23 protein-coding genes and 1 pseudogene are annotated in these 24,971 nt (G+C 74.9%); 14 read left to right on the top strand and 10 right to left on the bottom strand.

The genetic code is table 11. The annotated features are described in order from the left end of the window. Positions 1-24 precede the first annotated feature (24 nt). Both OG286_RS08005 and OG286_RS08000 read right to left on the bottom strand, forming a co-directional pair. Positions 25-795, bottom strand: a complete 771-nt coding sequence (locus OG286_RS08005; protein WP_396326162.1) for a lysophospholipid acyltransferase family protein — start codon at positions 793-795, stop codon at positions 25-27. Between the two features lie 256 nt (positions 796-1,051). After that, entirely contained in the window at positions 1,052-1,477 is a 426-nt protein-coding gene (locus OG286_RS08000; protein ID WP_396326161.1) for a DUF4395 domain-containing protein, read from the bottom strand. A gap of 210 nt (positions 1,478-1,687) precedes the next feature. On the opposite strand from OG286_RS08000, the gene OG286_RS07995 reads away from it, so the two are divergent. From OG286_RS07995 to OG286_RS07965, 7 genes are all read left to right on the top strand, one after another. Next, entirely contained in the window at positions 1,688-2,101 is a 414-nt protein-coding gene (locus OG286_RS07995) for a thioredoxin family protein (RefSeq protein WP_396326160.1), read from the top strand. 359 nt (positions 2,102-2,460) lie between these two features. Next, a complete protein-coding gene (locus OG286_RS07990; protein ID WP_405359364.1) occupies positions 2,461-3,246 on the top strand; it encodes an electron transfer flavoprotein subunit beta/FixA family protein in 786 nt (261 codons plus the stop codon). Between the two features lie 45 nt (positions 3,247-3,291). Beyond that, the gene (locus OG286_RS07985; RefSeq protein WP_396324803.1) at positions 3,292-4,254 is read left to right on the top strand and encodes an electron transfer flavoprotein subunit alpha/FixB family protein; all 963 of its coding nucleotides are present in this window, start codon (positions 3,292-3,294) and stop codon (positions 4,252-4,254) included. Positions 4,255-4,450: 196 nt separating this feature from the next. Then, the gene (locus OG286_RS07980) at positions 4,451-5,872 is read left to right on the top strand and encodes an acyl-CoA synthetase (RefSeq protein ID WP_405364934.1); all 1,422 of its coding nucleotides are present in this window, start codon (positions 4,451-4,453) and stop codon (positions 5,870-5,872) included. A gap of 262 nt (positions 5,873-6,134) precedes the next feature. Beyond that, on the top strand, positions 6,135-7,022 hold the full coding sequence (locus OG286_RS07975; RefSeq protein WP_396324805.1) for a C40 family peptidase: 888 nt from the start codon (positions 6,135-6,137) through the stop codon (positions 7,020-7,022). Between the two features lie 432 nt (positions 7,023-7,454). Then, positions 7,455-8,522 carry an NUDIX domain-containing protein gene (locus OG286_RS07970; protein WP_396324806.1) on the top strand — a complete coding sequence of 356 codons (1,068 nt, stop codon included), beginning with the start codon at positions 7,455-7,457 and terminating at the stop codon, positions 8,520-8,522. A 122-nt stretch (positions 8,523-8,644) separates the two neighbouring features. Beyond that, positions 8,645-9,466, top strand: a complete 822-nt coding sequence (locus OG286_RS07965) for a DUF4184 family protein (RefSeq protein WP_405362552.1) — start codon at positions 8,645-8,647, stop codon at positions 9,464-9,466. A gap of 13 nt (positions 9,467-9,479) precedes the next feature. Here the strand turns inward: OG286_RS07965 and OG286_RS07960 are convergent, their stop codons facing one another. Continuing rightward, positions 9,480-10,847: a dipeptidase gene (locus OG286_RS07960; RefSeq protein ID WP_405362554.1), complete on the bottom strand. Its 1,368-nt coding sequence runs from the start codon at positions 10,845-10,847 to the stop codon at positions 9,480-9,482. Between the two features lie 170 nt (positions 10,848-11,017). Between OG286_RS07960 and OG286_RS07955 the strand changes: the two genes are divergently transcribed. Beyond that, positions 11,018-12,325, top strand: a complete 1,308-nt coding sequence (locus tag OG286_RS07955; protein ID WP_396324810.1) for a geranylgeranyl reductase family protein — start codon at positions 11,018-11,020, stop codon at positions 12,323-12,325. Between the two features lie 289 nt (positions 12,326-12,614). After that, positions 12,615-13,026 (top strand): annotated as a pseudogene (locus OG286_RS07950) (RNA-guided endonuclease TnpB family protein); the annotation flags it as partial. Positions 13,027-13,028: 2 nt separating this feature from the next. On the opposite strand, the gene OG286_RS07945 reads toward OG286_RS07950, so the two are convergent. Beyond that, the gene (locus OG286_RS07945) at positions 13,029-14,021 is read right to left on the bottom strand and encodes an ArsR/SmtB family transcription factor (RefSeq protein WP_396324812.1); all 993 of its coding nucleotides are present in this window, start codon (positions 14,019-14,021) and stop codon (positions 13,029-13,031) included. Between the two features lie 82 nt (positions 14,022-14,103). On the opposite strand from OG286_RS07945, the gene OG286_RS07940 reads away from it, so the two are divergent. Next, complete coding sequence (locus OG286_RS07940; RefSeq protein WP_396324813.1) at positions 14,104-15,540, top strand: MFS transporter; 1,437 nt, start codon at positions 14,104-14,106, stop codon at positions 15,538-15,540. 30 nt (positions 15,541-15,570) lie between these two features. On the opposite strand, the gene OG286_RS07935 is transcribed toward OG286_RS07940, so the two are convergent. Further along, positions 15,571-15,987 (bottom strand): RidA family protein, encoded by a 417-nt coding sequence (locus OG286_RS07935; protein ID WP_396324814.1) that lies wholly within the window; start codon positions 15,985-15,987, stop codon positions 15,571-15,573. Positions 15,988-16,045: 58 nt separating this feature from the next. Beyond that, on the bottom strand, positions 16,046-16,843 hold the full coding sequence (locus OG286_RS07930; RefSeq protein ID WP_405364932.1) for an ATP-grasp domain-containing protein: 798 nt from the start codon (positions 16,841-16,843) through the stop codon (positions 16,046-16,048). Between the two features lie 190 nt (positions 16,844-17,033). Between OG286_RS07930 and OG286_RS07925 the strand changes: the two genes are divergently transcribed. Both OG286_RS07925 and OG286_RS07920 read left to right on the top strand, forming a co-directional pair. Further along, positions 17,034-17,807 carry an enoyl-CoA hydratase family protein gene (locus OG286_RS07925; RefSeq protein WP_405362559.1) on the top strand — a complete coding sequence of 258 codons (774 nt, stop codon included), beginning with the start codon at positions 17,034-17,036 and terminating at the stop codon, positions 17,805-17,807. A 154-nt stretch (positions 17,808-17,961) separates the two neighbouring features. Continuing rightward, positions 17,962-18,720, top strand: a complete 759-nt coding sequence (locus OG286_RS07920; protein WP_396324817.1) for an acyltransferase — start codon at positions 17,962-17,964, stop codon at positions 18,718-18,720. Positions 18,721-18,919: 199 nt separating this feature from the next. Here the strand turns inward: OG286_RS07920 and OG286_RS07915 are convergent, their stop codons facing one another. After that, complete coding sequence (locus OG286_RS07915; RefSeq protein ID WP_396324819.1) at positions 18,920-20,137, bottom strand: PucR family transcriptional regulator; 1,218 nt, start codon at positions 20,135-20,137, stop codon at positions 18,920-18,922. A gap of 261 nt (positions 20,138-20,398) precedes the next feature. Here OG286_RS07915 and OG286_RS07910 point away from each other — a divergent pair, with 261 nt between their 5' ends. Further along, the gene (locus OG286_RS07910; RefSeq protein ID WP_396324895.1) at positions 20,399-21,310 is read left to right on the top strand and encodes an esterase/lipase family protein; all 912 of its coding nucleotides are present in this window, start codon (positions 20,399-20,401) and stop codon (positions 21,308-21,310) included. A 162-nt stretch (positions 21,311-21,472) separates the two neighbouring features. Here OG286_RS07910 and OG286_RS07905 read toward each other — a convergent pair whose 3' ends face one another. The 3 genes from OG286_RS07905 to OG286_RS07895 form a co-directional block, all read right to left on the bottom strand. Then, positions 21,473-22,051 (bottom strand): HutD family protein, encoded by a 579-nt coding sequence (locus OG286_RS07905; protein WP_405364930.1) that lies wholly within the window; start codon positions 22,049-22,051, stop codon positions 21,473-21,475. Positions 22,052-22,083: 32 nt separating this feature from the next. Further along, a complete protein-coding gene (locus OG286_RS07900) occupies positions 22,084-22,221 on the bottom strand; it encodes a hypothetical protein (RefSeq protein ID WP_405364928.1) in 138 nt (45 codons plus the stop codon). 82 nt (positions 22,222-22,303) lie between these two features. Beyond that, positions 22,304-23,593 carry an MFS transporter gene (locus OG286_RS07895; protein ID WP_396324822.1) on the bottom strand — a complete coding sequence of 430 codons (1,290 nt, stop codon included), beginning with the start codon at positions 23,591-23,593 and terminating at the stop codon, positions 22,304-22,306. Positions 23,594-23,739: 146 nt separating this feature from the next. On the opposite strand from OG286_RS07895, the gene OG286_RS07890 reads away from it, so the two are divergent. Continuing rightward, positions 23,740-24,921 (top strand): ROK family protein, encoded by a 1,182-nt coding sequence (locus tag OG286_RS07890; protein ID WP_396324896.1) that lies wholly within the window; start codon positions 23,740-23,742, stop codon positions 24,919-24,921. Positions 24,922-24,971: the final 50 nt, after the last annotated feature.

Genomic DNA, 24,971 nt, shown 5'->3' with positions numbered 1-24,971 from the left:
CCCGACGGGCCGCTGACCGGTCGGTCAGTCCCTGGCCGCGCGGCGTTCGGCCCGGGCGGTGGCCTCCGCCTCGTCCTCGGCCTCGGCGATCTCCAGGGTGGGCGCGGTGCCGCCGAGCTGGGCGGGCATCCACCAGGTGTCGTCCGGGCCGCTCGGCTTGCCGGGGTACTCGCGCTGGGCGATGTCCAGCATCTCGCTCATCGCGGCGCGCAGCCGACGGGTGACCATCACGGGCTTGTCGCCGGGCTCCAGCACGATCGGCTTGCCGATCATGATGGTGACCGGGACGTGCCGCTTGGTGAGGGTCTTGGGACGGCCCTTGGTCCAGAGCTGCTGGGTGCCCCAGAGGATGACCGGCAGCAAGGGGGCGCCGGAGTCGGAGGCCATCCGGGCGGCGCCGGTCTTGAATTTCTTCAGCATGAACGAGCGGCTGATGGTCGCCTCGGGGAAGACCCCGACGACCTCGCCGGCGCGCAGCGCGCTCACCGCGGCCTCGTAGGCGGGCTGGCCGTCGGTGCGGTCGACCGGGATGTGCTTCATGCCGCGCATCAGCGGGCCGGAGATGCTGTGCCGGAAGACGTCGTCCTTGGCCATGAAGCGGGTCTTGCGCTTGCCGCCGCGGTAGGCGCCGAGGCCGGCGAAGAGGAAGTCCAGGTAGCTGATGTGATTGCTCACCAGGACCGCTCCGCCCTTGGCGGGGATGTTCTCGGCACCGACGATCTTGATGCGCACGTCGAGCGCGCGGAAGACGGTCAGTGCGGCGCCGATTACCGGCGGGTACACGAACTCAGCCACGGTCAGTCCTGACTTCCCACGGGCTCTGGCGGCCCGGTACGGCGGTACCCGGGCCGTGCGGTGGGGGCCGACCGGAGGCGCGGCACGCCGCGGCGGCCACGGGTGATACACGGAGATGATCCCCCGAACGGGTGCCCGCTGTCACCTGAACCGGGTCGCCGGGCGCGATCCGGCGGTGTGATCTCCGTGATGGGTCGGACGGGAACCTTCCGGTGGTGCCGGGCGACAGCGGGCGGAAGCCGGTCGCGCGGCGGGCTCAGGCGGCGGGGTCGAGGCGGCCCTGGGCGCGGCGGACCAGCAGGTACATCTCGCAGCCGAGGCAGTAGCCGAAGGCGGCGTTGAGGAAGGCCGCGGCCAGCGCGAAGCCGGTGGCCAGCAGGCCGAGCCAGGTCACTCCGGTGAGGAATCCGAGCGTGCCGACCACGGCGAAGGCCAGGCCGACCCCCTGGGCGAAGCGCGGCGGGCGCTCGTCCTCGGTCTCGGTGGGCGGTGCCAGCCGGGGGCGGACGAGCGTGCGGTACAGCCCGCCGTACGGGGAGCGGTGCAGGCCCCCGACGGCGCCGAGGGCGAAGACGACGGCCTGGAGGGCGAGCAGAAGCCAGCTGCCGGTGATCAGGACGGCGATGAGGACGAGGGTGGTGAGCACGGCGGCGAAGCGCGGGCCGCGGGGGTCGATCTGCACGAGGCTCCGGGGGTGGGCGCGGGGAGAGGGTGACGGCGGGGCGCGTCAGCGACAGCGCGAGGCCGCGGCCCGGCACAGGTCGACCACACGGCGGGTGGTCAGCAGCAGCTGTGCGGGGCGGTCGGAGTCCACTCGGCGATCGTACGGCGGTCCGGCCCCGGCGGTCGACCTGCTTGCGGTCGCCGGGCGGCCCTGGCGCAGACTGGGGGGATGACCGGGTTGGTGGTGTGCGTCGTCGTGCTCGCGGTGGCGAGCGCGTTCGGGCTGCTGCGGGCCAAGCGCGACGGGAGGCTGCGGGTGCGCACGAAGGACGGGGCGGTGCGGCTGTCCGTGGAGGAGCTGGGCGAGCCGCTGGGCGAGCGGGCCACGCTGGTCCAGTTCTCGACCGCCTTCTGCCAGCCCTGCCGCGCGACCCGCCGGGTGCTCGGCGAGGTGGCGGGCATGGTCGAGGGGGTCGTGCACGTCGAGCTGGACGCGGAGGCGCGGCTGGAGCTGGTCCGCCGGCTGGAGATCCTGCGGACGCCCACCGTGCTGGTGCTGGACGCGGGTGGCCTGGTGGTGCGCCGGGCGGCCGGGCTGCCGCGCAGGGCGGACGTGATCGCGGCGCTGGGCGAGGCGGTCTGACCGGCGCCACCGGCGCACTGCGCCGCTCCGGCGGGGGACGTGCGCACCGACGTGCCGCCCCGTCAGGTGGTACCGGGGGCGGGCTGGGGCAGGATGGGCGCTGACGGCAAGTGCAGGCCGTCCCGCCGCTCGTCCGGATCCGGGGGTCTCCGGGGCCGTCGCGGGTACCGCGCGGGGCGTCCGGCCGGGCCCGGCGGCGTAAGCTACTGGCCAGTAGTGACCACTGAGCTACCGGCGAGTATGCTGCCAGGAAGTTCCGGACCGGCACGGGAACACGCTGCCCGGAGCGGGTGCGTGCCGTGTTCGCGCCCGCTTGCACAGCCGCAGCCGCCGGACGAGACCAGTACAGGAGACAGGCCGTGAGCTTGAGGATCGTTGTCTGTGTGAAGTACGTGCCGGACGCGACGGGTGACCGTCGTTTCGCGGACGACCACACCACCGACCGGGAGGGCGTGGACGGCCTTCTGTCGGAGCTGGACGAGTACGGCGTGGAGCAGGCGCTGCGGATCGCGGAGGCGAACGAGGGCGCCGAGGTCACGGTGCTGACGGTCGGCCCGGACGATGCGAAGGACGCGCTGCGCAAGGCGCTGTCGATGGGTGCGGACAAGGCCGTGCACGTGAACGACGACGACATCCACGGTTCGGACGTGATCGGGACGTCGGCGGTGCTGGCGAAGGCGCTGGAGAAGACCGGGTTCGACCTGGTGATCGGTGGTATGGCGTCGACGGACGGCACGATGGGTGTGCTGCCGGCGCTGCTGGCGGAGCGTCTGGGTGTGCCGCAGGTGACGCTGCTGTCCGAGGTGTCGGTCGAGGGTGGTGTGGTGAAGGGCCGCCGGGACGGTGACGCGGCGACCGAGCTGGTGGAGGCGACGCTGCCGGCGGTGGTGTCGGTGACCGACCAGTCGGGTGAGGCGCGTTACCCGTCGTTCAAGGGGATCATGGCGGCGAAGAAGAAGCCGGTCGCGTCGCTGGACCTGGACGACCTGGGGATCGAGGCCGGCGAGGTCGGTCTGGCGGGGTCGTGGACGGCGGTCGAGTCGGTGGCGGCGCGTCCGGCGCGGACCGCGGGCACGGTCGTCAAGGACGAGGGCGAGGGCGGCAAGCAGCTCGCCGCCTTCCTCGCCGACCAGAAGTTCATCTAATCCCACGCGTTCGCGTTTCCAACGATCGATCAGGAGCAACGAATCATGGCTGAGATCCTGGTTCTCGTGGACCACGCCGACGGTGTGGTCCGCAAGCCGGCCCTGGAACTGCTGACCCTGGCCCGCCGGATCGGCGAGCCGTCGGCCGTCGTCCTGGGTGCCGGTGCGGCCGCCGCCGACATCGCCGCCAAGGTCGGCGAGTTCGGTGCGGCCAAGGTGTACGTCGCCGACGGCGCCGAGTTCGCCGACCAGCTGGTCGTCCCCAAGGTCGACGCGCTGGCCCAGATCGCCAAGGCCACCGAGGCCGCCGCGGTGCTGGTCACCTCCTCCGGCGAGGGCAAGGAGGTCGCCGCCCGCGTCGCGCTGCGGATCGGCTCCGGCATCATCACCGACGCCGTCGACCTGGAGGCCGGCGCGGACGGCCCGGTCGCCACCCAGTCGGTGTTCGCCGCGTCCTTCCAGGTGAAGTCCAAGGTGTCGCACGGCGCCCCGGTCATCACCGTCAAGCCGAACGCCGTCGCCCCCGAGGCCGCTCCGGCCGCCGGCGCCGTCGAGAACGTCACCGTCGCCTTCACCGGCAACGCCGCCAAGGTCACCTCGCGCACCCCGCGGGTCTCCACCGGCCGCCCCGAGCTGACCGAGGCCGCGATCGTGGTCTCCGGCGGCCGCGGCGTCGGTGCCGCCGAGGGCTTCGGCGTCGTCGAGGAGCTCGCGGACGCGCTCGGCGCGGCCGTCGGCGCCTCGCGTGCCGCCGTCGACGCCGGCTGGTACCCGCACAGCAACCAGGTCGGCCAGACCGGCAAGCAGGTCTCCCCCCAGCTCTACATCGCGGCCGGCATCTCCGGCGCGATCCAGCACCGGGCCGGCATGCAGACCTCGAAGACCATCGTGGCCGTCAACAAGGACGCCGAGGCCCCGATCTTCGAGCTGGTCGACTACGGCGTGGTGGGCGACCTCTTCGAGGTGCTGCCGCAGCTCACCGGCGAGGTGAAGGCCCGCAAGGGCTGATCCGCCGCGTGCGTCACAACCGCAGGGCGCGTCCGGGACCTCCCGGGCGCGCCCTGCGGTCTTGCCGGGGTCTGCCGCCCGGCCCGTAGAGTCGGCCCCACGACCGGCCACGACACGGCCGGCGGGGACGGGGCCGGTCACGACAGGGCCGGCGAGGACAGGGCCGCACACCGTGAGCAAGGGCGAGGGCAGAGGCATGACACTCCTGACGGCACTTCAGGGCGACTTCGGCGATTCCGGTGACGCGCTGCGGATCGACGGCCGCGAGCTCTCCCGCGAGGAGCTGCTCGGCGCGGCCACCGCGGTGGCCGACCGGGTGACGGGCGCCCCCGCCCTGGCGGTGCTGGCCCGGCCCACCGCCGAGACCGTCGCCGCCGTGGTCGGCGGGCTGCTGGCCGGCGTGCCCGTGGTACCGCTGCCGCCCGACTCCGGCCCCAAGGAGCGCGCGCACATCCTGCGCGACTCGGGTGCCGCCCTGCTCGCGCACGCGGCCGCGGACACGGTGCCGCAGGACGCCGGGGTGGCGGCGCTGCCGGTCGACCTGACGGAGCGTTCCGCCACCACCTACGCCGAGCCCGCGGCGGACGCCACCGCGTTCGTGCTCTACACCTCGGGCACCACCGGCGCGCCCAAGGGGGCGATGATCCACCGCTCGGCCGTCGCCGCCGACCTGGACGCCCTCGCCGAGGCCTGGGCGTGGACCGCCGACGACACCCTCGCGCACGGACTGCCGCTCTTCCACGTGCACGGCCTGGTGCTCGGCGTGCTCGGCGCCCTGCGCACCGGCAGCCGGCTGGTGCACACCGGGCGGCCCACCCCGGGCGGGTACGCGGCCGCCGGCGGCAGCCTGTACTTCGGCGTGCCGACCGTCTGGTCCCGGCTGGCCGCCGACCCGGAGGCCGCCGGGCAGCTGGCCTCGGCCCGGTTGCTGGTCTCCGGCAGCGCCCCGCTGCCCGTGCCGGTCTTCGGGAAGCTGACCGCGCTGACCGGCCACGCCCCGATCGAGCGGTACGGCATGACCGAGTCCCTGATCACCGTCTCCACCCGGGCGGACGGCGAGCGCCGCCCCGGCAGCGTCGGCCTGCCCGTGGCCGGCGTGCGGACCAGGCTGGTCGGCGAGGACGGCGAGCCCGTCGCGTCCGACGGCGAGAGCGTCGGCGAGCTGCAGGTCGCCGGGCCGACCCTGTTCGCCGGCTACCTCAACCGGCCGGACGCCAACGCCGAGTCCTGGACGGCGGACGGCTGGTTCCGCACCGGCGACGTCGCGGTGATCGGCGAGGACGGGTTCCACCGGATCGTCGGGCGGGCCTCGGTCGACCTGATCAAGAGCGGCGGGTACCGGATCGGCGCCGGCGAGGTGGAGGCCGCCCTGCGCGACCACCCGGCGGTCGCGGACGCCGCCGTGGTGGGCGCTCCCGACGACGACCTAGGCCAGGCGGTGGTCGCCTATGTCATCCCGGACGGCGCGGTGACGGGGGAACAGCTGACGGCGTTCGTGGCGGAGCGGCTCTCGGTGCACAAGCGGCCCCGGAAGGTCGTGCTGGTGCCCGAACTGCCCAGGAACGCCATGGGAAAGGTGCTGAAGAAGCAGCTGCTGGCGGAGTCGGCACACGGGTGACGGGAGGTCACCCCGTGGTCGTCCGGACGGTCGTCGGGTGACGGACGCTCACCTGATCGACCGTCTCCCTGCTCACCATCCGTGAACCCTTCCTTTGGCGCACTCCACTGCGCGCCGTGAGCGGACGCGTGCCTACCGTGACACGCAGGCAGAAGCGAATCCCTGGACGACATGTGGCGGCTTCCCGGTCGCAGGACCGGAAGCCGTGGCATGTCGGCCGGGGGGTCTCTGCAGTTCCCGCTCAGCAAAGGAAGACAGCAGGATGACGACCGTCAACACCGGCGCACCGGGCGCCGCCGACGACCCGACCGGGCAGCACGCCACCACCGACGCGCGGCCCCGCGCCGCCCGTCCTTCCCGGGCGGGGCGGGTCCGCCGGGGGATAAGCATGGTGGCCGTGATCGCGGCCGGAGCCGGCGTGATCGGCCTCGGCACCAGCGTGGGCAGCGCAGCCGCCGAGCCCGCGCCGGCCCACGCCGGCTGGGACGGCTCGCGGTACTGGTTCAAGAACAGCCAGGGCCAGTGGCGCTGGACCACGCACTACGACGTCTACCAGGCCCGCACCGGGGGCTCGTCGTCCTCGGCGGCCTCGACCTCCTCGGGCTCCTCGTCCGGTGGGATCAAGCAGGGCTGGGACGGCTCGCGGTACTGGTTCAAGAACAGCAAGGGCGAGTGGCGCTGGACCACGCACTACGACATCTACCTCGACCGCACCGGCGGCGGGTCGTCGTCGGGCTCGGGCTCCTCGACCTCGGCGTCCGCGGACTCCGCGGCGCCCGCGGCGGACGGGGACGTCGAGACGGCCGTGCTGTTCGCGCTCGCCCAGCTCGGCAAGCCGTTCATCACGGCCGGCAACGGGCCGGACGGCTACGACTGCTCGGGGCTGGTCCAGCAGGCCTTCCGGCGCGGCGGGATCGACCTGCCGCGGGTGGCCAACGACCAGTACGCGGCGGCCACGCCGGTCCGCGCCAGCGAGCTCCGGCGCGGCGACCTGCTCTTCTGGTCGACCGATGGTACCGCCCGGGGCATCCAGCACGTGGCGATCTACCTGGGGAACAACCAGTACGTGGAGGCCGCCCGGCCGGGCACCAACATCCGCATCTCCGGCATCAGCAGCGGCTACTACCCCACCCACATGGGCCGGCCCTGAGGCCTGCGCGCGCCGGTGCCACCACGCCCGGGCCGGTCGGGAGGCACATCGCCTCCCGACCGGCCCGGGCGTTCGGTGTGAGGGTTCGGGGTGGGCGGTGCGCAGGAAGTCGGACGGGCCGACTCCTGCGCGGAGGGGTCGGGTACGGAGGGGGCGCGCAGGGCGCAGAGGGGGCGCGTACGGAGCGGGTGAACGCCGGTGATCGGGGGCGTGCGGACCGGCGGTCGCGAGGGTGTGCGGCGGGTAGGGTAGGCCGCCTGGCCTGGGCACATGCCGCTGTCACGGGGCGGGGCACAGTTCGGCGGGAGGGCCCGCTTCCGAGGCATGGGGACCGGCGCGGCGGGGGTACCACCTCGGGTGGCGCCGGCACGGCTGACGGGGGCGCCGCCCGGTGCGAACGGTACCGGGGGAAGTCGAGGGGCAGGGGACGTTGTGATCGTCTGGGTCAATGGCACGTTCGGCGCGGGCAAGACGAGTGCCTGTCGTGAATTGGTGGAGCTGCTGCCCGGCAGCATGCTTTTCGACCCGGAGCTGATCGGGTTCGGGCTGCGCGGGATGCTGCCGGCCGACCGGCTGGCGACGGTGTCGGACTTCCAGGACCTGCCGGCCTGGCGCCGGCTCGTCCCCGAGACGGCGGCCGCGCTGCTCGGCGAGGTGCCGGGCCCGCTGGTCGTCCCGATGACGCTGCTGCGGGAGGAGTACCGGGACGAGATCTTCGGTGCGCTCGCCTCGAACGGGATCACGGTGCACCATCTCGTGCTGGATCCTGAAGAAACGATCCTGCGTGAGCGGATATCCCGGCGCGAGGAGGTCCCCGGCGATCCGGAGCACAGCGCGCGCATCCGGCAGTGGTGCCTGGAGCAGGTGCCCCGCTACCTGACCGCCCGCCGCTGGCTCGGCCGAGACGCCCGGCTGGTCGACAACGGCACCCTGACCCCGCGCGAGACCGCCGCCCGGCTCGCCCAGCTGGTCCGGGACGGCTCCGCCCGCTGTCCGATCGTGCAGACCCCCGACCCGACCGGCGACACCGTGGCCTCCGCCGTCCTCTTCTTCGACGAGCAGGACCGGGTGCTGCTGGTCGACCCGGTCTACAAGCCGGACTGGGAGTTCCCCGGCGGCGTGGTCGAGCGCGGCGAGGCGCCGACCGACGCCGCCCTGCGGGAGACCGCCGAGGAGCTGGGGCTGCGCCTCGACCCGGCCGCGCTGCGCCTGCTCGCGGTCGACTGGGAACCGCGCACCGGCCCGCGCCGCGGCGGCCTGCGGCTGGTCTACGACGGCGGGCTGCTGGATGCCGACGCCCGCCAGAGCCTGCTGCTCCCGCAGGAGGAACTGCGCGGCTGGCGCTTCGTCAGCCTGGAGGAGGCCGCCGGCCTGCTGCCGCCGGGCCGCTACCGCCGGCTCGCCGCCGCGCTGGACGCCCGGCGCAGCGGTGAGCTGCGGTACCTGGAGGCCGGGCGGCGGGCCGCGCTTGGCCTGGCGAGAGCGGCCGACGCGGCGTAGCGGCGGGGGCGGTGCGGGGGCCGGGCCGGTCCGGGGTGGCGGCCCCGGGCTCGTTGTGTCGCGGCGGCCGGGGGATGCCAGGGCAGGCCGCACCGGTGGACCGGTGACGGCAGGATAGGGGCATGCCGTTCACCTTGAGCCATCCGGCCGCCGTCCTGCCCCTGCTGCGCGCGGCGGGGGCGCGCGGGCCGCTGGTCGCCTCGGCGTTGGTCGCCGGGTCGATGGCGCCCGATGTGCCGTTCTTCGCGGATTCGCTGCTGTCCGGCCTCTACGGGCAGGGCGGGCTGACCCATCAGTGGTGGGCGGTGCCGACGGTGGACGTGGCGATCGCGGGCGTGCTGGTGGCGGGGTGGCACGGGCTGGTGCGCGGGCCGCTGGTGGGGTTGCTGCCCGACCGGTGGGCGGGTGCGGCCGAGGCGCTGACGGCCCGTCGGAGCGGTGCCACGAGGGCGGGCGGCGTCGTGGGCGCGGCGTGGTTCGCCGGTTCGGCGGCGCTGGGTGCGGCCACTCACGTCGGCTGGGACGCCTTCACCCACGAGGGCCGGCTGGGTGTCACGCTGCTGCCGGTCCTGGACCGGACGGTCGCCGGGCTGCCGCTGTACACCGTGCTGCAGTACGGCAGTTCCGCGCTGGCGCTGGCCGCCCTGGCCGGGCACCTGGGGCGGGCGGCCCGGGCGGTGGAGCCGGCCCGGCCGCAGGTGGTGCTCCCCGCGGGGGTGCGGCGGACGGCCGTCGCGGCGCTGGGTGCGGCGATGGCGGCCGGGGTGGTGCACCGGCTCGCGCCGCTGCGGCGGAACCTGATCCCCGAGTTCTGCTTCGGGGCCGGAGCGGGCCTCGCGGTCGGCGCCGTCGGCTACGCGCTGGTGCACGCCGCCGCACGGCGGCTGGGGAGGTGGGGCGGCACCCGCCCGGGCGATCGCGAGCGCGAGCGGGTGCCGGTGTGACCGCCGGGCGGCCTCAGGCCTTGCGCAGCTCCGCGTAGCGGCGCAGGAAGAGCGCCTCGGTGAGCGCCATCCGCTCCAGCTCCAGCGGGTCGACGCTCTCGTTGACGGCGTGGATCTGCGTGGTCGGCTCCTCGACGCCGATCAGCACGATCTCGGCCTGCGGGTAGAGCGAGCGCAGCGTGTTGCAGAGCGGGATCGAGCCGCCCTCGCCGGACGCGACCATCGCGGTGCCGAAGGCCTCGGCCATCGCCTCGCCCATCGCCTCGTACGCCGGGCCGGAGGTGTCCGCGCTGAAGGGCGCGCCGTTGCCCTGCCGCTCGATCCGGATCTGCGCGCCGAACGGCACCTGGGCCTCCAGATGGGCGACCAGGGCGTCCTGCGCGGCGGCGGTGTCCGTGCCCGGCGGCACCCGCAGGCTGACCAGTGCCTTGGCGGCGGCCTGGACGGAGGAGGTCGCGCCGATCACCGGCGGGGCGTCGATGCCGAGGACGGTGACCGACGGACGGGCCCAGAGCCGGTCGGCGACGGTGCCGGTGCCGGTCAGCGCGACGCCGTCGAGCACCTTGGCGTCGGCCCGGAACTGCTCGTCCGCGTACTGCACGCCGGACCACGTCTGGTCGCTGACCAGCCCGGCCACCGCGACGTCGCCGTGCTCGTCGTGCAGCGAGGCCAGGACCTTCACCAGGGCCTGCAGGGCGTCCGGGGCGGCGCCGCCGAAGGCACCGGAGTGCAGGTTGCCGGCGAGCGTGGTGATCGCCACCTCGACCACCGTCATGCCGCGCAGCGAGGCGGTGACGGTGGGCAGGCCGGCCGCGAAGTTGCCGGTGTCGCCGATCACGATGGCGTCGGCGGCGAGCAGCGCGGGGTGCGCCTCGGCGTACCGCTCCAGGCCGCCGGTGCCCTGCTCCTCCGAGCCCTCGACGATGATCTTCAGCCCGACCGGGTAGGCGTCCCCGTACACCTCGCGCAGCGCCCGAAGGGCCGTCAGGTGCATCAGGATGTTGCCCTTGCAGTCGGCGGCGCCGCGCCCGTACCAGCGGCCGTCGCGCTCGGTCAGCTCGAAGGCGGGGCTCAGCCAGGCGGACTCGTCGAGTGGGGGCTGCACGTCGTAGTGGGAGTAGAGCAGCACGGTCGGTGCGCCGGCCGGGCCGGGCAGCTCGGCGTAGACGGACTGGGTGCCGTCCGGGGTGTCCAGCAGCTGCACGTTCGTCAGGCCCTCGGCGGCGAAGGCGTCGGCGACCCAGCGCGCGGCCTTCTCGCACTCCTCGACCGGGAACTGGCGCGGGTCGGCGACCGAGGGGAAGGCGACCAGCTCGGCGAGGTCGGTGCGGGCACGGTCCATCAGGGACCGGACGGCGTCGGCCAGGGGCTGCTGCGGCATGCGGATGCTCCGGGAGGGCTGGTCCGTCCGGGGGGATGGTCCGGGCGGACGGTGCTGACGGGGATACCGCCGATCATAGGCCGAGTCGAACGGGCGGCCCCGGGGGTCCCGCGGACGCTCGGGGCGGCGCGGCGGGCTCCGGCTCACCCGGCCGCATAGGATTGCTCGACGTGACTGACTCCGGAAGCTCCGATTCCCGTAGCCCGCTCGACGCCGCGGCGTCCGGACAGCCGTTCGAGCGGCAGTCCCACGAGCCGCAGCCCGACGAGCCGCAGCCCGACCGGGCTGCGCCCGGGACCGACCGCCTCGACGGCGTCTGGGACGTCGTCGTGGTCGGTGCCGGACCGGCCGGGTCCTCGGCCGCGCACGCCGCCGCCTCGCAGGGCCGCCGGGTGCTGCTGCTCGACAAGGCCGAACACCCCCGCTACAAGACCTGCGGCGGCGGCATCATCGGCCCCTCCCGGGACAGCCTGCCGCCGGACTTCCGGCTGCCGCTGCAGGACCGGGTGCACGCCGTCACCTTCGCGTACGGCGGGCGGTTCACCCGGACGCGGCGCTCGAAGCGGATGCTGTTCGGGCTGGTCAACCGGGACGAGTTCGATCTGCGCCTGGTGCAGGCGGCCAAGCAGGCCGGCGCCGTGCTGGTCACCGGAGTGACCGTCACGGGCGTGGAGCAGCGCGGCGGCGAGCACCGGACGGCGGTCGTCACCGCCGCCGACGGCCGCACCTTCGAGGCGCGCGCGGTGGTCGGCGCGGACGGCAGCGCCGGCCGGATCGGCCGGCACGTCGGGGTCTCCTTCGACCAGATCGACCTCGGGCTGGAGGCGGAGATCCCCGTCCCGCCCTCGGTGGCGGCCGACTGGGCCGGCCGCATCCACCTCGACTGGGGGCCGCTGCCCGGCAGTTACGGCTGGGTCTTCCCCAAGACCGAGGCCGGCAGCCTCACCGTCGGGGTGATCTCGGCCCGCGGCGACGGTGAGCGGACCAAGCAGTACCTGGCCGACTACATCCGCCGGCTCGGCCTGGCCGGCTTCCCGCCGAGCGTGGAGTCCGGGCACCTGACCCGCTGCCGGGCCGAGGACTCGCCGCTCTCCCGCGGCCGGGTGCTGGTCGCCGGCGACGCGGCCGGCCTGCTGGAACCGTGGACCCGCGAGGGCATCTCGTACGCGCTGCGCTCGGGCCGGCTGGCCGGCGAGTGGGCGGTCAAGGTGGCCGAGGCGGGCAACGCGGCGCAGGTGCGGCGCGAGGCGCTGAACTACGCGTTCGCCATCAAGGCGGGGCTGGGCGTGGAGATGCGGGCCGGCAAGCAGATGCTGGCCGCGTTCGAGCGCCGGCCGTACCTGTTCCACGCCGCGGTCTGCCTGGTCGCCCCGGCCTGGCGGGCGTTCGCCCGGACGACCCAGGGGCACACCACCTTCGCGCAGGTGCTGCGGCAGTACCGGGCGGCGCGGAAGCTGACGTCGCTGGCCTCGCGGTAGCGGTCTGCGCGGGGGCTCCCGAGAGCGTGCGGCCACGCTCGCGGGAGCCCGGCGCTCACCTGAGCCCGGTGTCCAGGGCGGTGATGAGGGAGCCTCCCGGCGTGTCGCCGGTCATCTCCCAGATCATCGCGCCGAGCAGGCTCTTCGGCTTCAGCGTGGTCTTGCGAGGAACCCCGGCCGGTCACGGCCGGGAGGAATCGCATCGCGAGCCCTGCGGCGCGGAGCGTTGCAGCAGCACTCCGGAAAGCTGGAGGGCCGCCTGTCAGGGGCGGCTGTTACGGTTCCCGCCGTGAAGCTCGTGGTGCAGGTCAAGCTGCTGCCGGGCGCCGACGCGGCGTTCGCGTTGCGCTCCACCCTGCGAACGGTCAACGAGGTGGGCGAACTGGGTGTCTGTCGTGGCGTTCGACCGCGGAGTCCCGCGCGAGTACGAGCTGCGCAAGCACACCTATGCCGAGTTGCAGGCGCGCGGACTGGGAGCCCAGGCCGCCCAGCAGACCATCAAGAAGGTCCGCGACGCCTACACCACGTTGAAGGCGAACATTCGCGGCGGGAACCTGGGCAGGCCCGGATCCAGATGCCGCCGCAGGGCGGAGTCCAAACCGATCACATTCCGGGCGGAGGCCGCGCAGCCGTACGACGACCGGTGCCTGTCCTGGCAGTTGGACCGGCAGACTGTCAGCATCTGGACGACGACCGGGCGGCCCTACGCCCGCCGCGGGGCGCCGCTCAGTTCGTCACCGAGCGCGCTGCGACTGTAGAGCACCGAGCGGCCGTGCCGGGCCCGGGTCACCAGGCCGGTGCGGTACAGCACCGCCAGGTGCTGGCTGATCGCACCCGGGGTGACCCCCAGCCGGTAGGCCAGGTCGGTGGTCGAGGCCGGTTCGGCCAGCACCGCGAGCAGCCGGGCCTTCGGGGCGCCGAGCAGCTGCTCCAGCGCGCGCGGGGTGACCGGGGCCGGCCGGCCGGCCATCCCGCCCTGGCCGCGCGCCGGGTAACCGATCTGCGGTGCACGGTCGTTGCTGATCATCGTGACCGCCCCGCGGGCGAAGAAGGTCGGGGTCAGCACCAGCCCGCGCCCGTCCACGGTGATGTCGTGGTCCTGCGCCGACCAGCGGCGGTTGATCGAGAGCACACCGTCCTCCCAGTGCAGCCGGTGGTCCAGGTCGGCGAAGAGCGCCGCCGCGCCGTGCTGGGAGAGCACCCGCGCCCGGTACACGAGGTCCGCCTCCAGTACCGCGCGGGCCTGCGGCCACCAGGTGGGGGAGAGACAGACCTCCCAGTACTCCTCCAGCGCGTCTGCGATCCGGGCCAGCAGCCGGGCCGGATCGGCCAGTCCGGCCGCCAGCGGAGCGGGCAGTGGTGCGCCCTGCGGCAGGAAGGTCTGCTCCAGTTCGGGGCGCAGCTGCTCCGGCGGCAGTGCGCGGACCACGGCCAGCTCGGTGCGGAAGTCGGCGGAGGGGGTGGCGGGGCGGGGCGTGAGGAAGTCCGGGATCCAGCGGTTCCCGGCGACCAGCGAGCGCAGCAGCGTGGAGTCCAGCCGTTCGAAGGCCGGGCGCAGCCGCTCGAAGGCGGGGGCCTGCAACACGTAGACGCCCGGGTGGGTCCACATCCGGAGGCTGAGGGCGGCCTCCTGGATCGGCGAGCAGGCGAACCAGGTGGTGGCGAGGTCGGCCAGGCCGAGCCTGAACCTGTGCATGTCCCGCCCCCCGGTGGCTGCCACTTTTAGACAGAGCCTAAATCAGTACTGCGGGGTGGGAGAACGGGGTGTGATCATCGGCATGACCACCTCACAGGCGGAGACCTCCGCACCCGACTCCGACCTGACCGGCGCCGGTTCGTCCGGCCCCGGGTCGCCCGGCCCCGGGTCGCCCGGCGCCGGGTCGCCTGGCGCCGGTTCGTCCCGCGCCTCACGGCTGCTGCACCCCGATCCGATGGTGCGCCGGCTCGCCGGGCTCACCCTCGTCAACACCGTCGGCAGCGGGCTCTCGCTCGCCGTCGGCGTGCTCTTCTTCACCCGCGTCCTCGGGCTGAGCGCCACCCAGCTCGGGTTCGGCCTCACCGCCGCCGGGCTCTGCGGGGTCGCCGCCAGCCTGCCGGCGGGCCGGGCCGCCGACCGGTGGGGTGCGCGGCCGGTGTTGGTGGTGCTGGTCGCCGTGGACGCGGTGGGAACCGCCTGCTACGCCCTGGTGCACAGCTACCCGGCCTTTCTGGCGCTGGCCTGCGTCGTCACCGCCGTGGACCGGGGCTCGGCCGCCGTGCGCAACGCGCTCTACGCCGAGGTGCTGCCCGCCGACCGCCGGGTGGCCGGCCGGGCCTACCTGCGGGTGGTGACCAACGTCGGGATCTGTCTCGGCACGGGGATCGGCGCGATCGCGCTCCAGATCGACACCCGGCCGGCGTATCTGACGGCGATCCTGGCCGACGCCGTCTCGTACGCGGTGGTCGCGGTGCTGTTCCACCGGCTGCCGGACGCGCGGGCGGCGCGGAAGGCCGAGGCGGCGTCGGCAGGATCCGCGGTCGGATCTGCGGGCGGGCCGACCGAGGGGCCGGCTGAGGGGGCCGCGGCCGGGGCGGCGGAAGGCGAGGGCGTCGGGGGCGGACGGCGGCGCAACCCCGCACTGCGGGACGGGCCCTTCCTGGTGGTGACGGTGCTGAACGCGCTGCTCTGCCTGCAGTTCGCGATGCTGGAGGTCGGCGTGCCGCTCTGGATCGTCCACCACACCGACGCGCCCAGGATCACCGTGGCCGCCACCATGGTCGTCAACACCGTGCTGGTCATAGCCCTGCAGGTACGGGCCACCCGGGGTACCGAGGACCCGGCGACCGCCGCCCGGGTCTGCGGCCGGGCCGGACTGATCCTGGCTGCCTCCTGCCTGGTGCTCGCGCTCGCCCACGGCCTGCCCGCGGCCGTCGCCGCGGTGGTGGTGCTCGGCGGCGTCGCCCTGCAGGCGCTCGGGGAGGTGCTCAGCCAGGCCGGCGGCTGGGCGCTCAGCTACGACCTGGCCGGCGACCGCGACCACGGCGCCTACCAGGGCGTCTACAACGCCGGCACCTCCGGCGCAATGATGATCGGGCCGGCCGTGGTCAGCAGCGCCGTCATCGCGCACGGCCTGATCGGCTGGTCCGTCCTCGGCGGGGTGCTCGCGGCGGCGGGGCTGGCCATGGGCCCCGCCGTCCGGTGGGCCCGGCGACGCGGCCGGGCCACCGGCGAGTAGGGCGGGGCCGACGGACAGCCGCCTGGCCTGTCAGGACTGGCCGGGGACCAGGGCGAGCGCCTCGATCTCGATCAGCACCTCAGGCAGGAACAGCGCGGCGACCTGCATCGCCGAGCTGGCGGGGAGCGGCGTGGAGCCGAAGTGCTCGTCCCGCGCCTCGCGTACGGCGGGCATGAACGCCATGTCGGTGACGAAGTAGGTGAGCTTGACGACGTCGGCGAAGCCGGCACCGGCGGCGGCCAGGCAGCGGCTCAGGTTCTCGAAGACCTGCCGCGCCTGCGCCTTCGGGTCGCCGGCCCCGACCAGCTGCCGCTGCTCGTCGAACGCGACCTGGCCGGAGACGGCGACCAGGCGGCCGGTGCCGGTGACGACCTGGGTGTAGCCGGTGCCGGGGGCGACCCCGGGCGGCTCGGTGATGTGGGTGAGGTGCGGGGTGCGGGAGCTCATGGCCCCCATCGTGGCCGACGAATGATCACCGCACCAGCGCCTTTCGCCGTCCGGCCGGTCAGTGGACCACCTCGGGCAGCTCGCGGCAGTACGGACGGTCGGCCGCGGGGAGGCCGGCGGCCGGGCCGCCGGCCCGCAGCACCACGTCCAGCACGGAGGTCGGGGTGCATGCGTAACCGCCGCTCGCCCAGGCCGCGTTGGCCTCGACCACCGCCCAGCGGCCGCCGTCCAGCGGACCGACGTCGATCACGACGGCGCTCGGCAGCGTCCCGGCCGAGGCGGCCAGCACGTCCGCGGCGAAGGCGGTCACCTCGGCGCGGTACCGGTCCTCGTCGAGCGGCGCGACGTCGAGGTCACCGTCCACGGCGTAGCGTGAGGCGGTGCGCACCTCGCCGTCCAGGACGAACAGGCGGTACTCGCGGAGGAACCGGACCACCTCGCTGGCCAGCACCGGGGTGTCGTCGTCCAGCGCGTCCGGGCCGGGCAGGCCGGAGCCGTCCGGGTAGACCTTGGCCGGGAACAGCTTGTCACCCGGCGGCTTGAGAAACATCGGGCGGCGCAGCCGGCGGGCCTCGGCCAGCGTGGTGAGGGAGAGCGGCCGGCCGGTCAGCTCCCGCGGCAGGAGGGCCGGCCAGTCGTCCGGCGGCTGCAGCAGGCCCAGGCCGAACGCGCCGCCGACCGCATCGCCGAACAGCGGGCCGCCGTAGACGTGCACGGACGCGCCGAGCAGCTCCGCCGGGGCGCGCCAGGCCGTCGCGGTGTGCGCGCGCAGGCCGCGGCGGCCGGCGGCGGTGCGCAGTTGGAGCCCGGTGTCGTTGATCCGGGGAGCGAGCAGCAGGACGGCGTCGGAGGTCATGGGCACCGATGCTGCCGTGTCCGGCCGCGGGCCGACCACCGGTTTTCGGCACGAAGGGGTGACGGGTCTCGCGGCGGGTGGCTCTGGCCGAGCGGCGGGTGGGCATGTCAGAGTCGTCCGGGCGCCGTCCCGGGAGGACCGGCGCCACGGCAATCCGACCCACCCTCAGCCGGAAAGCAGGCCCGCACCGATGACCCGCGAAGTGCCCTTCGTCCGCGTCACCACCACCGACGCCGTCACCACCCTCACCCTCGACTCGCCGCACAACCGCAACGCGCTCTCCACCCGGCTGATGGCCGAACTGACCGCCGGCCTGACCGCCGCCGCGGCCGACCCGGAGGTCCGCGCCGTGGTGCTCGGCCACACCGGCAAGGTGTTCTGCGCGGGCGCGGACCTCTCCGAGGCGACCGGCGCGGACCCGACCGTCGGCCCGCGCGGCCTGGTCGACCTCCAGCGGGCCATCGTCGACTGCGCGAAGCCGGTGATCGCCGTGATCGACGGGCACGTCCGGGCCGGCGGCCTCGGGCTGGTCGGCGCCGCCGACCTCGCACTGGCCGGGCCGGCCGCCACCTTCGCGTTCACCGAAGTCCGGCTGGGCCTCGCGCCGGCCGTCATCTCGCTGCCGCTGCGCCCCAAGCTGGACCCGCGCGCCGCCTCCCGGTACTACCTGACCGGCGAGGTCTTCGACGCCGCCGAGGCCGCCCGGATCGGCCTGATCACCGAGGCGACGGACTCCACGGAGTCCACCGGCACCGCGCTCAAGTCACTGCTGGACGCGCTGCGGCTCGGCTCGCCGCAGGGCCTCGCGCAGTCCAAGCGGCTGGCCAACGCCGAGGTGGTGCGTTCCTTCGAGCGGGATGCCGACGAGCTGGTCGAGCTGTCGGCCAGGCTGTTCGGCTCGGACGAGGCGCAGCAGGGCATGCGGGCCTTCCTGGAGAAGCGGCCGGCGCCCTGGGCCCGCTGAGGGGGGCGTGCGGCGCGGCGAGGTGATGTGCTCGGTGATCTCCGTGGCGCACGAGCGTGGCACCCGTCGGCGGATTTCGGACGGGGTTCCGAGCCGGGTGTGATGTTGGCCGCCTGCCCGGTGACGGCGTCCTACGGACCGGTAACGTGGCCGCATGTCGATCACCCGTTCCCTGTTCTCCGCCGTCCGGTCCGGCGGCCGCCGCGCCGCCGGCCGCCTCGTTCACCGGGGCTGGCAGTGGGTGCAGCGGGCCGGTGCGGTGTCCAGCGAGAGCCCCGGGCCGTACCGGTTCGGCGAACTGGGCGCGGGGACGAAGCTGACCTTCCCGCTGGGCGCGGTGTTCAACGAGCAGTGGATCACCATCGGCCCGTTCTCGATCATCGGCGAGCGCGTCACCATCAGCGCCGGCTTCCTGCCCGGACTCGACCTCGGGCCCGAGCCGATCATCCGGATCGGCGGCGGCTGCGTGATCGGCCGCGACAGCCACATCGTCGGCCACCAGTCGATCGTCCTCGGCGACGACGTCTGGACCGGCCCCGGCGTCTACATATCCGACCAGGCGCACGAGTACCGCGCCACCGACCTGCCGATCGGCAAGCAGTGGCCGCGCAACGAGCCCGTCGAGATCGGCGCCGGCAGCTGGATCGGCACCGGCGCGGTGATCCTCCCCGGTGCCCGGCTCGGCCGCAACGTGGTGGTCGCGGCCGGCTCGGTGGTCCGCGGTGAGGTGCCCGACCACAGCGTCGTCGCCGGTGCGCCCGCGAAGATCGTCCGCCGCTGGACCGCCGAGGAGGGGTGGCAGCCGCCGTTCCGCCACGACCCGCCCGACCCGCTCGCCGACGACATCACCGCCGAGCAGCTGCGGGCGCTGGCGGGCTGGGACTTGAGGCTGCCGGGCGAGTCGGGGGCGTGAGAGGGGCCCGTCGGGTTCCTGAGCTGCCCGGGGCGGGCGGGTCGCTGCGGGGCTCGGCGCGCCGGGACGAGCCGCTGCCGGGCCCTGCGGGCCGCGGTCGGCTCGCGGGCGGCTGCTCGCGGGCGGAGGCGACAGCTCCGCCCTCGGGTCCGCACCCCGTTCTCTGCCCGCCTGTGCCGTGCCGGTGCCGGTGCCGGCGTCAGGCCGGCTCCTGGGTGCGCTCGGCGTCGTGGGCGGCGATGGCGGCGGTGATGCGCAGGAGGTCGGCGGGGCGGGTGGGGTCGAGGCCGGTGAGGACGGCGATGCGGCGCAGCCGGTAGTCGACGGTGTTCGGGTGCAGATGGAGGGCGCGGGCCGTGTGACGGCGGTTGAGGCCGCCGGCCAGGTGGGTGCGGAGGGTGGCGAGCAGGTCGCCGGAGCCCGCCAACGGCTCGATCAGGGAGGCGAGTCCGGACCGGGCGTGGCTGGGCCGGCTGAGCTGGTACTCCAGCAGGACGTCGTCGAGCCGGTGCAGCCCGGGCGGGCGGCCGAAGGCCTGCGCGACCTCCAGCACCTCGTGGGCGAGCGCGGCCGCGCCCGGGACGCCGGCGGGGGTGGCCGCCGCGACGCCGGCCTGGACGGCGGCGCCTGCCGTGCGGGCCGCCCGGTGGACCGTGTCGGCGAGCTGCTGCCAGGTGGTGACGGGGACGGCGTCCGGCCGGTGGTCGAGCGGGACGAGTGCCACACCGCCGGAGACGGTGAGCGAGGTGAGCGCCGACTGCCGGGTGCGGTGGTCGAGTTCGGCGCGGAGCCGGCGGAGTTTGCGGTGGCCGGCCACCGTCCGGTCGACGCCGGGCGCCCGTTCGTCGGGGTGGTCGGCGACGGCGAGGCAGAGCACGGCGTACGCGGGCGGGAGCCGGAGGCCGGCGCGGGCGGCGGCCTCGTCGGCGGGGGCGCCGTCGAGCAGCGCGGTGAGCAGGGCGTGCCGGGTGGCGTGCCGTTCGTCGGCGAGGCCGCGGTGCTCCTCGACGTAGCCGGCGCCGGCGGCGGAGGTGGCCTGGCGGAGCTGGTCGAGCAGCAGCCGGTTGAGGACGAGCAGGTCGGCGGCGTCGCCGTCCCCGGCCTGCCGGGTGACCAGCTCCCAGCAGACCTCCATGCCGAGGTGGTGGGCGAGCAGGACGGCGTCGAGTGGCAGCCCCTCCTCCGCCCGGCGGGCGGCGGCCTCCCGGACGGCGGCGAACTCGGCCTCGGGCGCGGGCAGTCCCGTGCGGACGGCCTGGGCGAGGGCGCGGATCCGGCGCTCGGTGACCTGGGCGAGTTCGCCGGTGACCTGTTCGCGCGGCAGCCGGCGGTAGGTCGGTACGCGTTCCAGCAGGGCGGCGATGACGGTCTCGACCAACTCCGGCACGGCGCCGAGCAGCCGTTGGTCGGCGGGCACTCCACCGATCACCGGGATCCGCCAACCGGGTGCGCAAGCGGGTGAATTGTGACTGGTCACAGAAAACACCGTCCAGGTCTGGGGGACACCCAAGGGCCGGGTCGGAGGGGCGACCGCATGATGGAGGCACTCGGGTTACCTGTTGGTAACAAACTTCCGCTGTGGAGGCAACAGTTGGGAACCCCACTTCTCCGCTTCTCCGCAAGACCGGTCCGCCGCAGGCTGCTCGGCACCCTCGGCCCGGCCCTGTTGGCCGGTGCGCTGCTCGCGGGCGGGCAGGCCGGTGCCGCGTACGCGGCTGCCGGGACGGACGCGACCCCCACCGCGTCCGCCCCGTCGGTCCAGCTCCCGGAGGCACAGCCCTCCTCGGCCCAACTACCGCCGGACGGTGACACGGTGGCCTCGCCGCCGGGCGCCAATGACTGGTCCTGCAAGCCGACGGCCGCGCACCCCGACCCGGTGGTCCTGGTGCACGGCACCTTCGCCAACCGGTACGAGAACTGGCTCGCCCTCTCACCGCTGCTCAAGAGCAAGGGCTACTGCGTCTTCGCCCTGGACTACGGCACGGTGCCGGGCGTCACCTCGTCCGGCAGCGGCCTGCTGCTGCCGATCGGCGGGCTCGGTCCGGCCGACCGGTCGGCGGCCCAACTCGGCCGCTTCGTCGACCTGGTGCGTGCGGCGACCGGCGCGGCCAAGGTCGACCTCGTCGGCCACTCGCAGGGCGGCATGCTCCCGAACTACTACCTGAAGTTCCTCGGGGGCGCGGCCGAGGTCGACAAGGTCGTCGGCCTGGCGCCGTCCAACCACGGGACCACGCTCGACGGCATCACCAAGCTGGCACCGTACTTCCCCGGGGCCGCCGACCTGATCTACACCGCCTGCAACGCCTGCCGGGACCAGGCGGTGGGCTCCGCGTTCAACCAGAAGATGGCCTCGGTGCCGGACACCGTGCCGGGCGTTCGCTACACGGTGATCTCGACCGTGTACGACGAGGTGGTCACGCCGTACCGCACCCAGTTCCTCAGCGGTCCGAATGTGGACAACGTGGTCCTCCAGGACAGCTGCCCGGTCTCGCTCGCCGAGCATGTGGCGATCGCCTTCTCGCCGACCGCGCTGCACCTGGTCGCCAACGCGCTCGACCCGGCGCACGCGACACCGGCGTTCTGCGGCTGATCCCCAGCCGCCGCGTCGCTCGCGTTCGTCTCGTTCGGTGCCTTCGTCGCGTGCGCCGCGTTGACTGAGGCCCTCGCGTTCGCTGTGTCCGCGGAGTCACCTGTGTCCGCGGAGTTCGCTGCACAGGAAGTCGGCAGGTCCGACGTCCTGTGCAGCGGCGTTTCAGGGGGTGGCCGTGCGGAAGGTGACCACGGCGGTCACGCCGTCCGGCCGCAGCTCGTACGTGCCCGGCCCGTCCAGCAGGGCGGCGTCGAAGCGGTCGAGGGCGGTGCCGTCCGCGAGGGCGGCGGTGCCGACGAGGCAGAGCACGAGGGAGGTGGCGCCGGCCGGGACCGCCACCGGCCCGGGCGCGGTGACCAGGGCGAGGCCGGCGGTGGTGCGGCCGCGGCGGGTCATCACGTTGAAGTCCACCACCGGGCCGCCGAGCAGACGGCAGTCGGTGGCCGCGTCGCCGGAGAACGCGAACGGGCGGAACGGGGCGTCGACGCTGTGCTCGTCGCCGTCGACGGTCAGCGCCATCCCCGGGCCGTCGACCAGCGTGATCACCCGGTCGATCCCAGGGAACACCGAGAACGGTCCGGCGGAGGCGACGTCCGCGAGGCTCACCCGCCAGTCGAAGGCGTCCAGCCCGGCCCCGGCCGGGAAGCCGGCGACCTCCCTGGTCACCCCGCCCCCGTTGAGCCACGCCGTCGCCGGGCGCTCGCCCGCCCGCAGTACCTGGATCCGCCCGCTGGTCGTCATGGCGGCATCCTGCCACGGGGCCGGGGGAGAGGTCAGAGCAGGACGACCTCGACCCGGCTCTCCCGCAGGATCTCCAACACGAGGGGGAAGCGCGGCAGCGCGGCGAGGTCGGCGTGGTGCCAGCGGAGGCCGTCTTCGCCGCAGGTCAGGCGGTACAGGGCTCCGTCCACCGTGCCAGGTACGGGTGACGCTCCATGGGGCCGGTGGTGAGGGGCGTCGGCGGCCGTGCCGGGAGCGGCGCCGCGCGCTGTGTCAGCGGCGGGTGCGGACGGTGAGGGGGAGGAAGGCCGCCAGCGCGGCGGTCACCGCGACGGTGGTGAGGGCGAGCGGCAGGCCCACGGCGTCGGCGAGGAAGCCGATCACCGGCGGGCCGATCAGCATGCCGCCGTAGCCGAGGGTGGAGGCGAGGGCGACGCCCTGCGGGCCGCCGGTGGCGCCGGCCTGGGCGATGGCGAGCGGGAAGAGGTTGGCCAGGCCGAGGCCGACCAGGACGAAGCCGGTGAGGGCGAGCGGCACCGAGGGGGCGAGCGCGGCGAGCAGCATGCCGGCCGCGGCGGTGAGTCCGCCGAGGAGCATCAGCCGGGTCTGGCCGAAGCGGATGGAGAGCCAGGTGCCGGCGACCCGCCCGCTGGTCATCGCGAAGGCGTAGGCGGCGTACCCGGCGGCGGCCGTGCCGGCACTGGCGTGGACGTCGTCGGTGAGGTGCAGGGTGGTCCAGTCGGCGATGGCGCCCTCGCCGTAGGCGGTGCAGAGGGCGGTGAGTCCGAGCAGCAGCACGAGCAGCCGGGCGTGCGGCAGGCGGTTGTCCGGCGCGTCGGAGGAGGCCGACGGGGCCGGGGCGCGGCCGGGGGCGATCACCGGTGCGGCCGGGCCGCGGAGCAGGACGACACCCGCGGCCACGGTGACGGCGAGCCCGAGCAGGCCGCCCAGGGCGAGTGCCCAGGCGGTGGTGAGGGTGGTCGCGAGGAGGCCGCCGACGCCCGCGCCGAGCAGGCCGCCGAGGCTGTACCCGGCGTGGAAGCTGGGCATCACCGGGCGTCGCAGCTGCGCCACCAGGTCGACGGCGGCGCTGTTCATGGCGACGTTGGCCCCGCCGTACCCCGCGCCGAACAGCAGCAGGACGCCGCCGAGTGCCGCCACCGAGTGGGCGTGCGCGGGCAGCGGGACGGCGAGGCTGAGCAGGGCGAGCGAGCCGACGGTGACCGGCCGGGAGCCGTACCGGAGGCAGAGCCGGCCGACCAGGGGCATGGTGGCGACGGCGCCGGCCGAGACGCAGAGCAGGGCGAGCCCGAGTGCACTGTGCGAGGCGCTGACCTGGCTGCGGATGTCCGGGATGCGGACGACCCAGGCGGCGAAGAGAAAGCCGTCGACGGCGAAGAAGGCGGTGAGCGCCAGGCGCGCGGCACCCCAGGAGCCGTCGGTGGCGCCCCGTGGGGAGCCGTCGGCGTCCCGGGGGGTGTCGGAGAGGGCGGGCGTGCTGCGAGACTTGGGGGACGGCCGGTCGGTGCGGGCATGGTCTTGGATTTTGTTTCGGAGCGGCACAAAGTAACAATAGGGGCGTGCAGCTCACTCCTTCAAGTCCGAAGCCCTCGAGTCCGAAGCCCTCAGGACCGCGGCCCGGCGCTGAGGCCGACCACGACGCGCAGCGCGAAGCCCACCGCCGCGCCGCCCCCGATCGCGGCCGGACGCTGCTCGGCCCCGCGCTCGCGCTCATCCACACCGGCCAGACCCCGACCCGCTCGGCCCTCACCCGCGCGCTGGACGTCACCCGGGCCACCGCCGGCGCCGTCACCGCGGAGCTGGAGGCGCTCGGCCTGATCACCGTCGACTCCCGCCCGGCCGGCGGCGGACGCGGACGCCCCTCGCACCGGCTGGCCGTCGACCCCGAGGGCCCGGTCGTCATCGCCGGGCAGATCCACGCCGACGGGCTGAGCGTCACCCTCGCCGGGCTCGGCGGACTGCTGGAACCGCCGGTCCACCAGCCGCTGCCCGCCGCCACCGACCCCGTCCGGATGCTGCGCGCCGTCGCCGAGGCCGGTGCCGAACTGGCCCGCAACAGCAGCCGCCGCTGCCTCGGCGCCGCTCTCGCGCTGCCCAACCCGGTCACCGAGCCCGACGGCACCGCGCTCGCCGCCCTGCACTTCGCCTGGCCCAGCGGCACGCCCGTCGCCGACCTGTACGACGTCGAGGTCGGCCGCGCCGACAACGGTCCGCGCGCGCTCGACCCGCTGCCCACGGCCATCGCCAACGACGCCAACCTGGGCGCGCTCGCCGAGTACCGGCACGGCGCCGGCCGCGGCGCCCGCCACCTGCTGCTGGTCACCTCCGGCCACCGCGGCGTCGGCGGCGCGCTGGTCATCGACGGCCGGCTGCACACCGGCAGCGCCGGGCTCGCGCTGGAGGTCGGCCACCTGACCGTCGACCCGCAGGGCCGGCCCTGCCAGTGCGGCAACCGGGGCTGCCTCAACTCCGAGACCGACCCGGACGCCCTGTTCGCCGCCGCCGGGCTCACCCCCGACCCGGACCGGCCGCTGCTCGACCAGGCCCGCGAACTCTGCCGAGCCGCTGCCACCGACGAGCGCGCCCGGGCCGCCGTCGAGCACGTCATCGACCGGCTCGGCCTCGGGCTGGCCGGCGTCGCCAACATCCTCAACCCCGACCGGGTGGTGCTCAGCGGGCTCCACCTCGACCTGCTGGAGGCCGCCCCCGAGCGGCTGCGCGCGGTGGTCGCCGAGCGCTGCCTCTGGGGGCGCAGCGGCCGGGTGCCGATCCTCGGCGCGGAGCTGGCGCACGGCGCGCTGGCCGGTGCGGCGGAACTCGCCTGGCGGCCGTACCTGGCGGACCCGCAGTCGGTGGCGGCGGGGGTGTAGCCCGCCTCCACGGAGGCGACCGGGGCGGGGCGTGGTGTGGCCGCTCTGCG

The sequence above is a fragment of the Kitasatospora sp. NBC_00039 genome, from assembly GCF_045160625.1.
Taxonomy (GTDB): Bacteria; Actinomycetota; Actinomycetes; order Streptomycetales; family Streptomycetaceae; genus Kitasatospora.
This window is presented reverse-complemented; position numbering and strand designations above follow the sequence as displayed.

Bases quoted from the DNA above. Each gene is read 5' to 3' on its own strand.
- OG286_RS07995 (WP_396326160.1), top strand. From the start codon at position 1,688: ATGACCGGGTTGGTGGTGTGCGTCGTCGTGCTCGCGGTGGCGAGCGCG.
- OG286_RS07985 (WP_396324803.1), top strand. From the start codon at position 3,292: ATGGCTGAGATCCTGGTTCTCGTGGACCACGCCGACGGTGTGGTCCGC.
- OG286_RS07980 (WP_405364934.1), top strand. From the start codon at position 4,451: ATGACACTCCTGACGGCACTTCAGGGCGACTTCGGCGATTCCGGTGAC.
- OG286_RS07975 (WP_396324805.1), top strand. From the start codon at position 6,135: ATGACGACCGTCAACACCGGCGCACCGGGCGCCGCCGACGACCCGACC.
- OG286_RS07965 (WP_405362552.1), top strand. From the start codon at position 8,645: ATGCCGTTCACCTTGAGCCATCCGGCCGCCGTCCTGCCCCTGCTGCGC.
- OG286_RS07960 (WP_405362554.1), bottom strand. From the start codon at position 10,847: ATGCCGCAGCAGCCCCTGGCCGACGCCGTCCGGTCCCTGATGGACCGT.
- OG286_RS07945 (WP_396324812.1), bottom strand. From the start codon at position 14,021: ATGCACAGGTTCAGGCTCGGCCTGGCCGACCTCGCCACCACCTGGTTC.
- OG286_RS07940 (WP_396324813.1), top strand. From the start codon at position 14,104: ATGACCACCTCACAGGCGGAGACCTCCGCACCCGACTCCGACCTGACC.
- OG286_RS07935 (WP_396324814.1), bottom strand. From the start codon at position 15,987: ATGAGCTCCCGCACCCCGCACCTCACCCACATCACCGAGCCGCCCGGG.
- OG286_RS07930 (WP_405364932.1), bottom strand. From the start codon at position 16,843: ATGACCTCCGACGCCGTCCTGCTGCTCGCTCCCCGGATCAACGACACC.
- OG286_RS07925 (WP_405362559.1), top strand. From the start codon at position 17,034: ATGACCCGCGAAGTGCCCTTCGTCCGCGTCACCACCACCGACGCCGTC.
- OG286_RS07920 (WP_396324817.1), top strand. From the start codon at position 17,962: ATGTCGATCACCCGTTCCCTGTTCTCCGCCGTCCGGTCCGGCGGCCGC.
- OG286_RS07905 (WP_405364930.1), bottom strand. From the start codon at position 22,051: ATGACGACCAGCGGGCGGATCCAGGTACTGCGGGCGGGCGAGCGCCCG.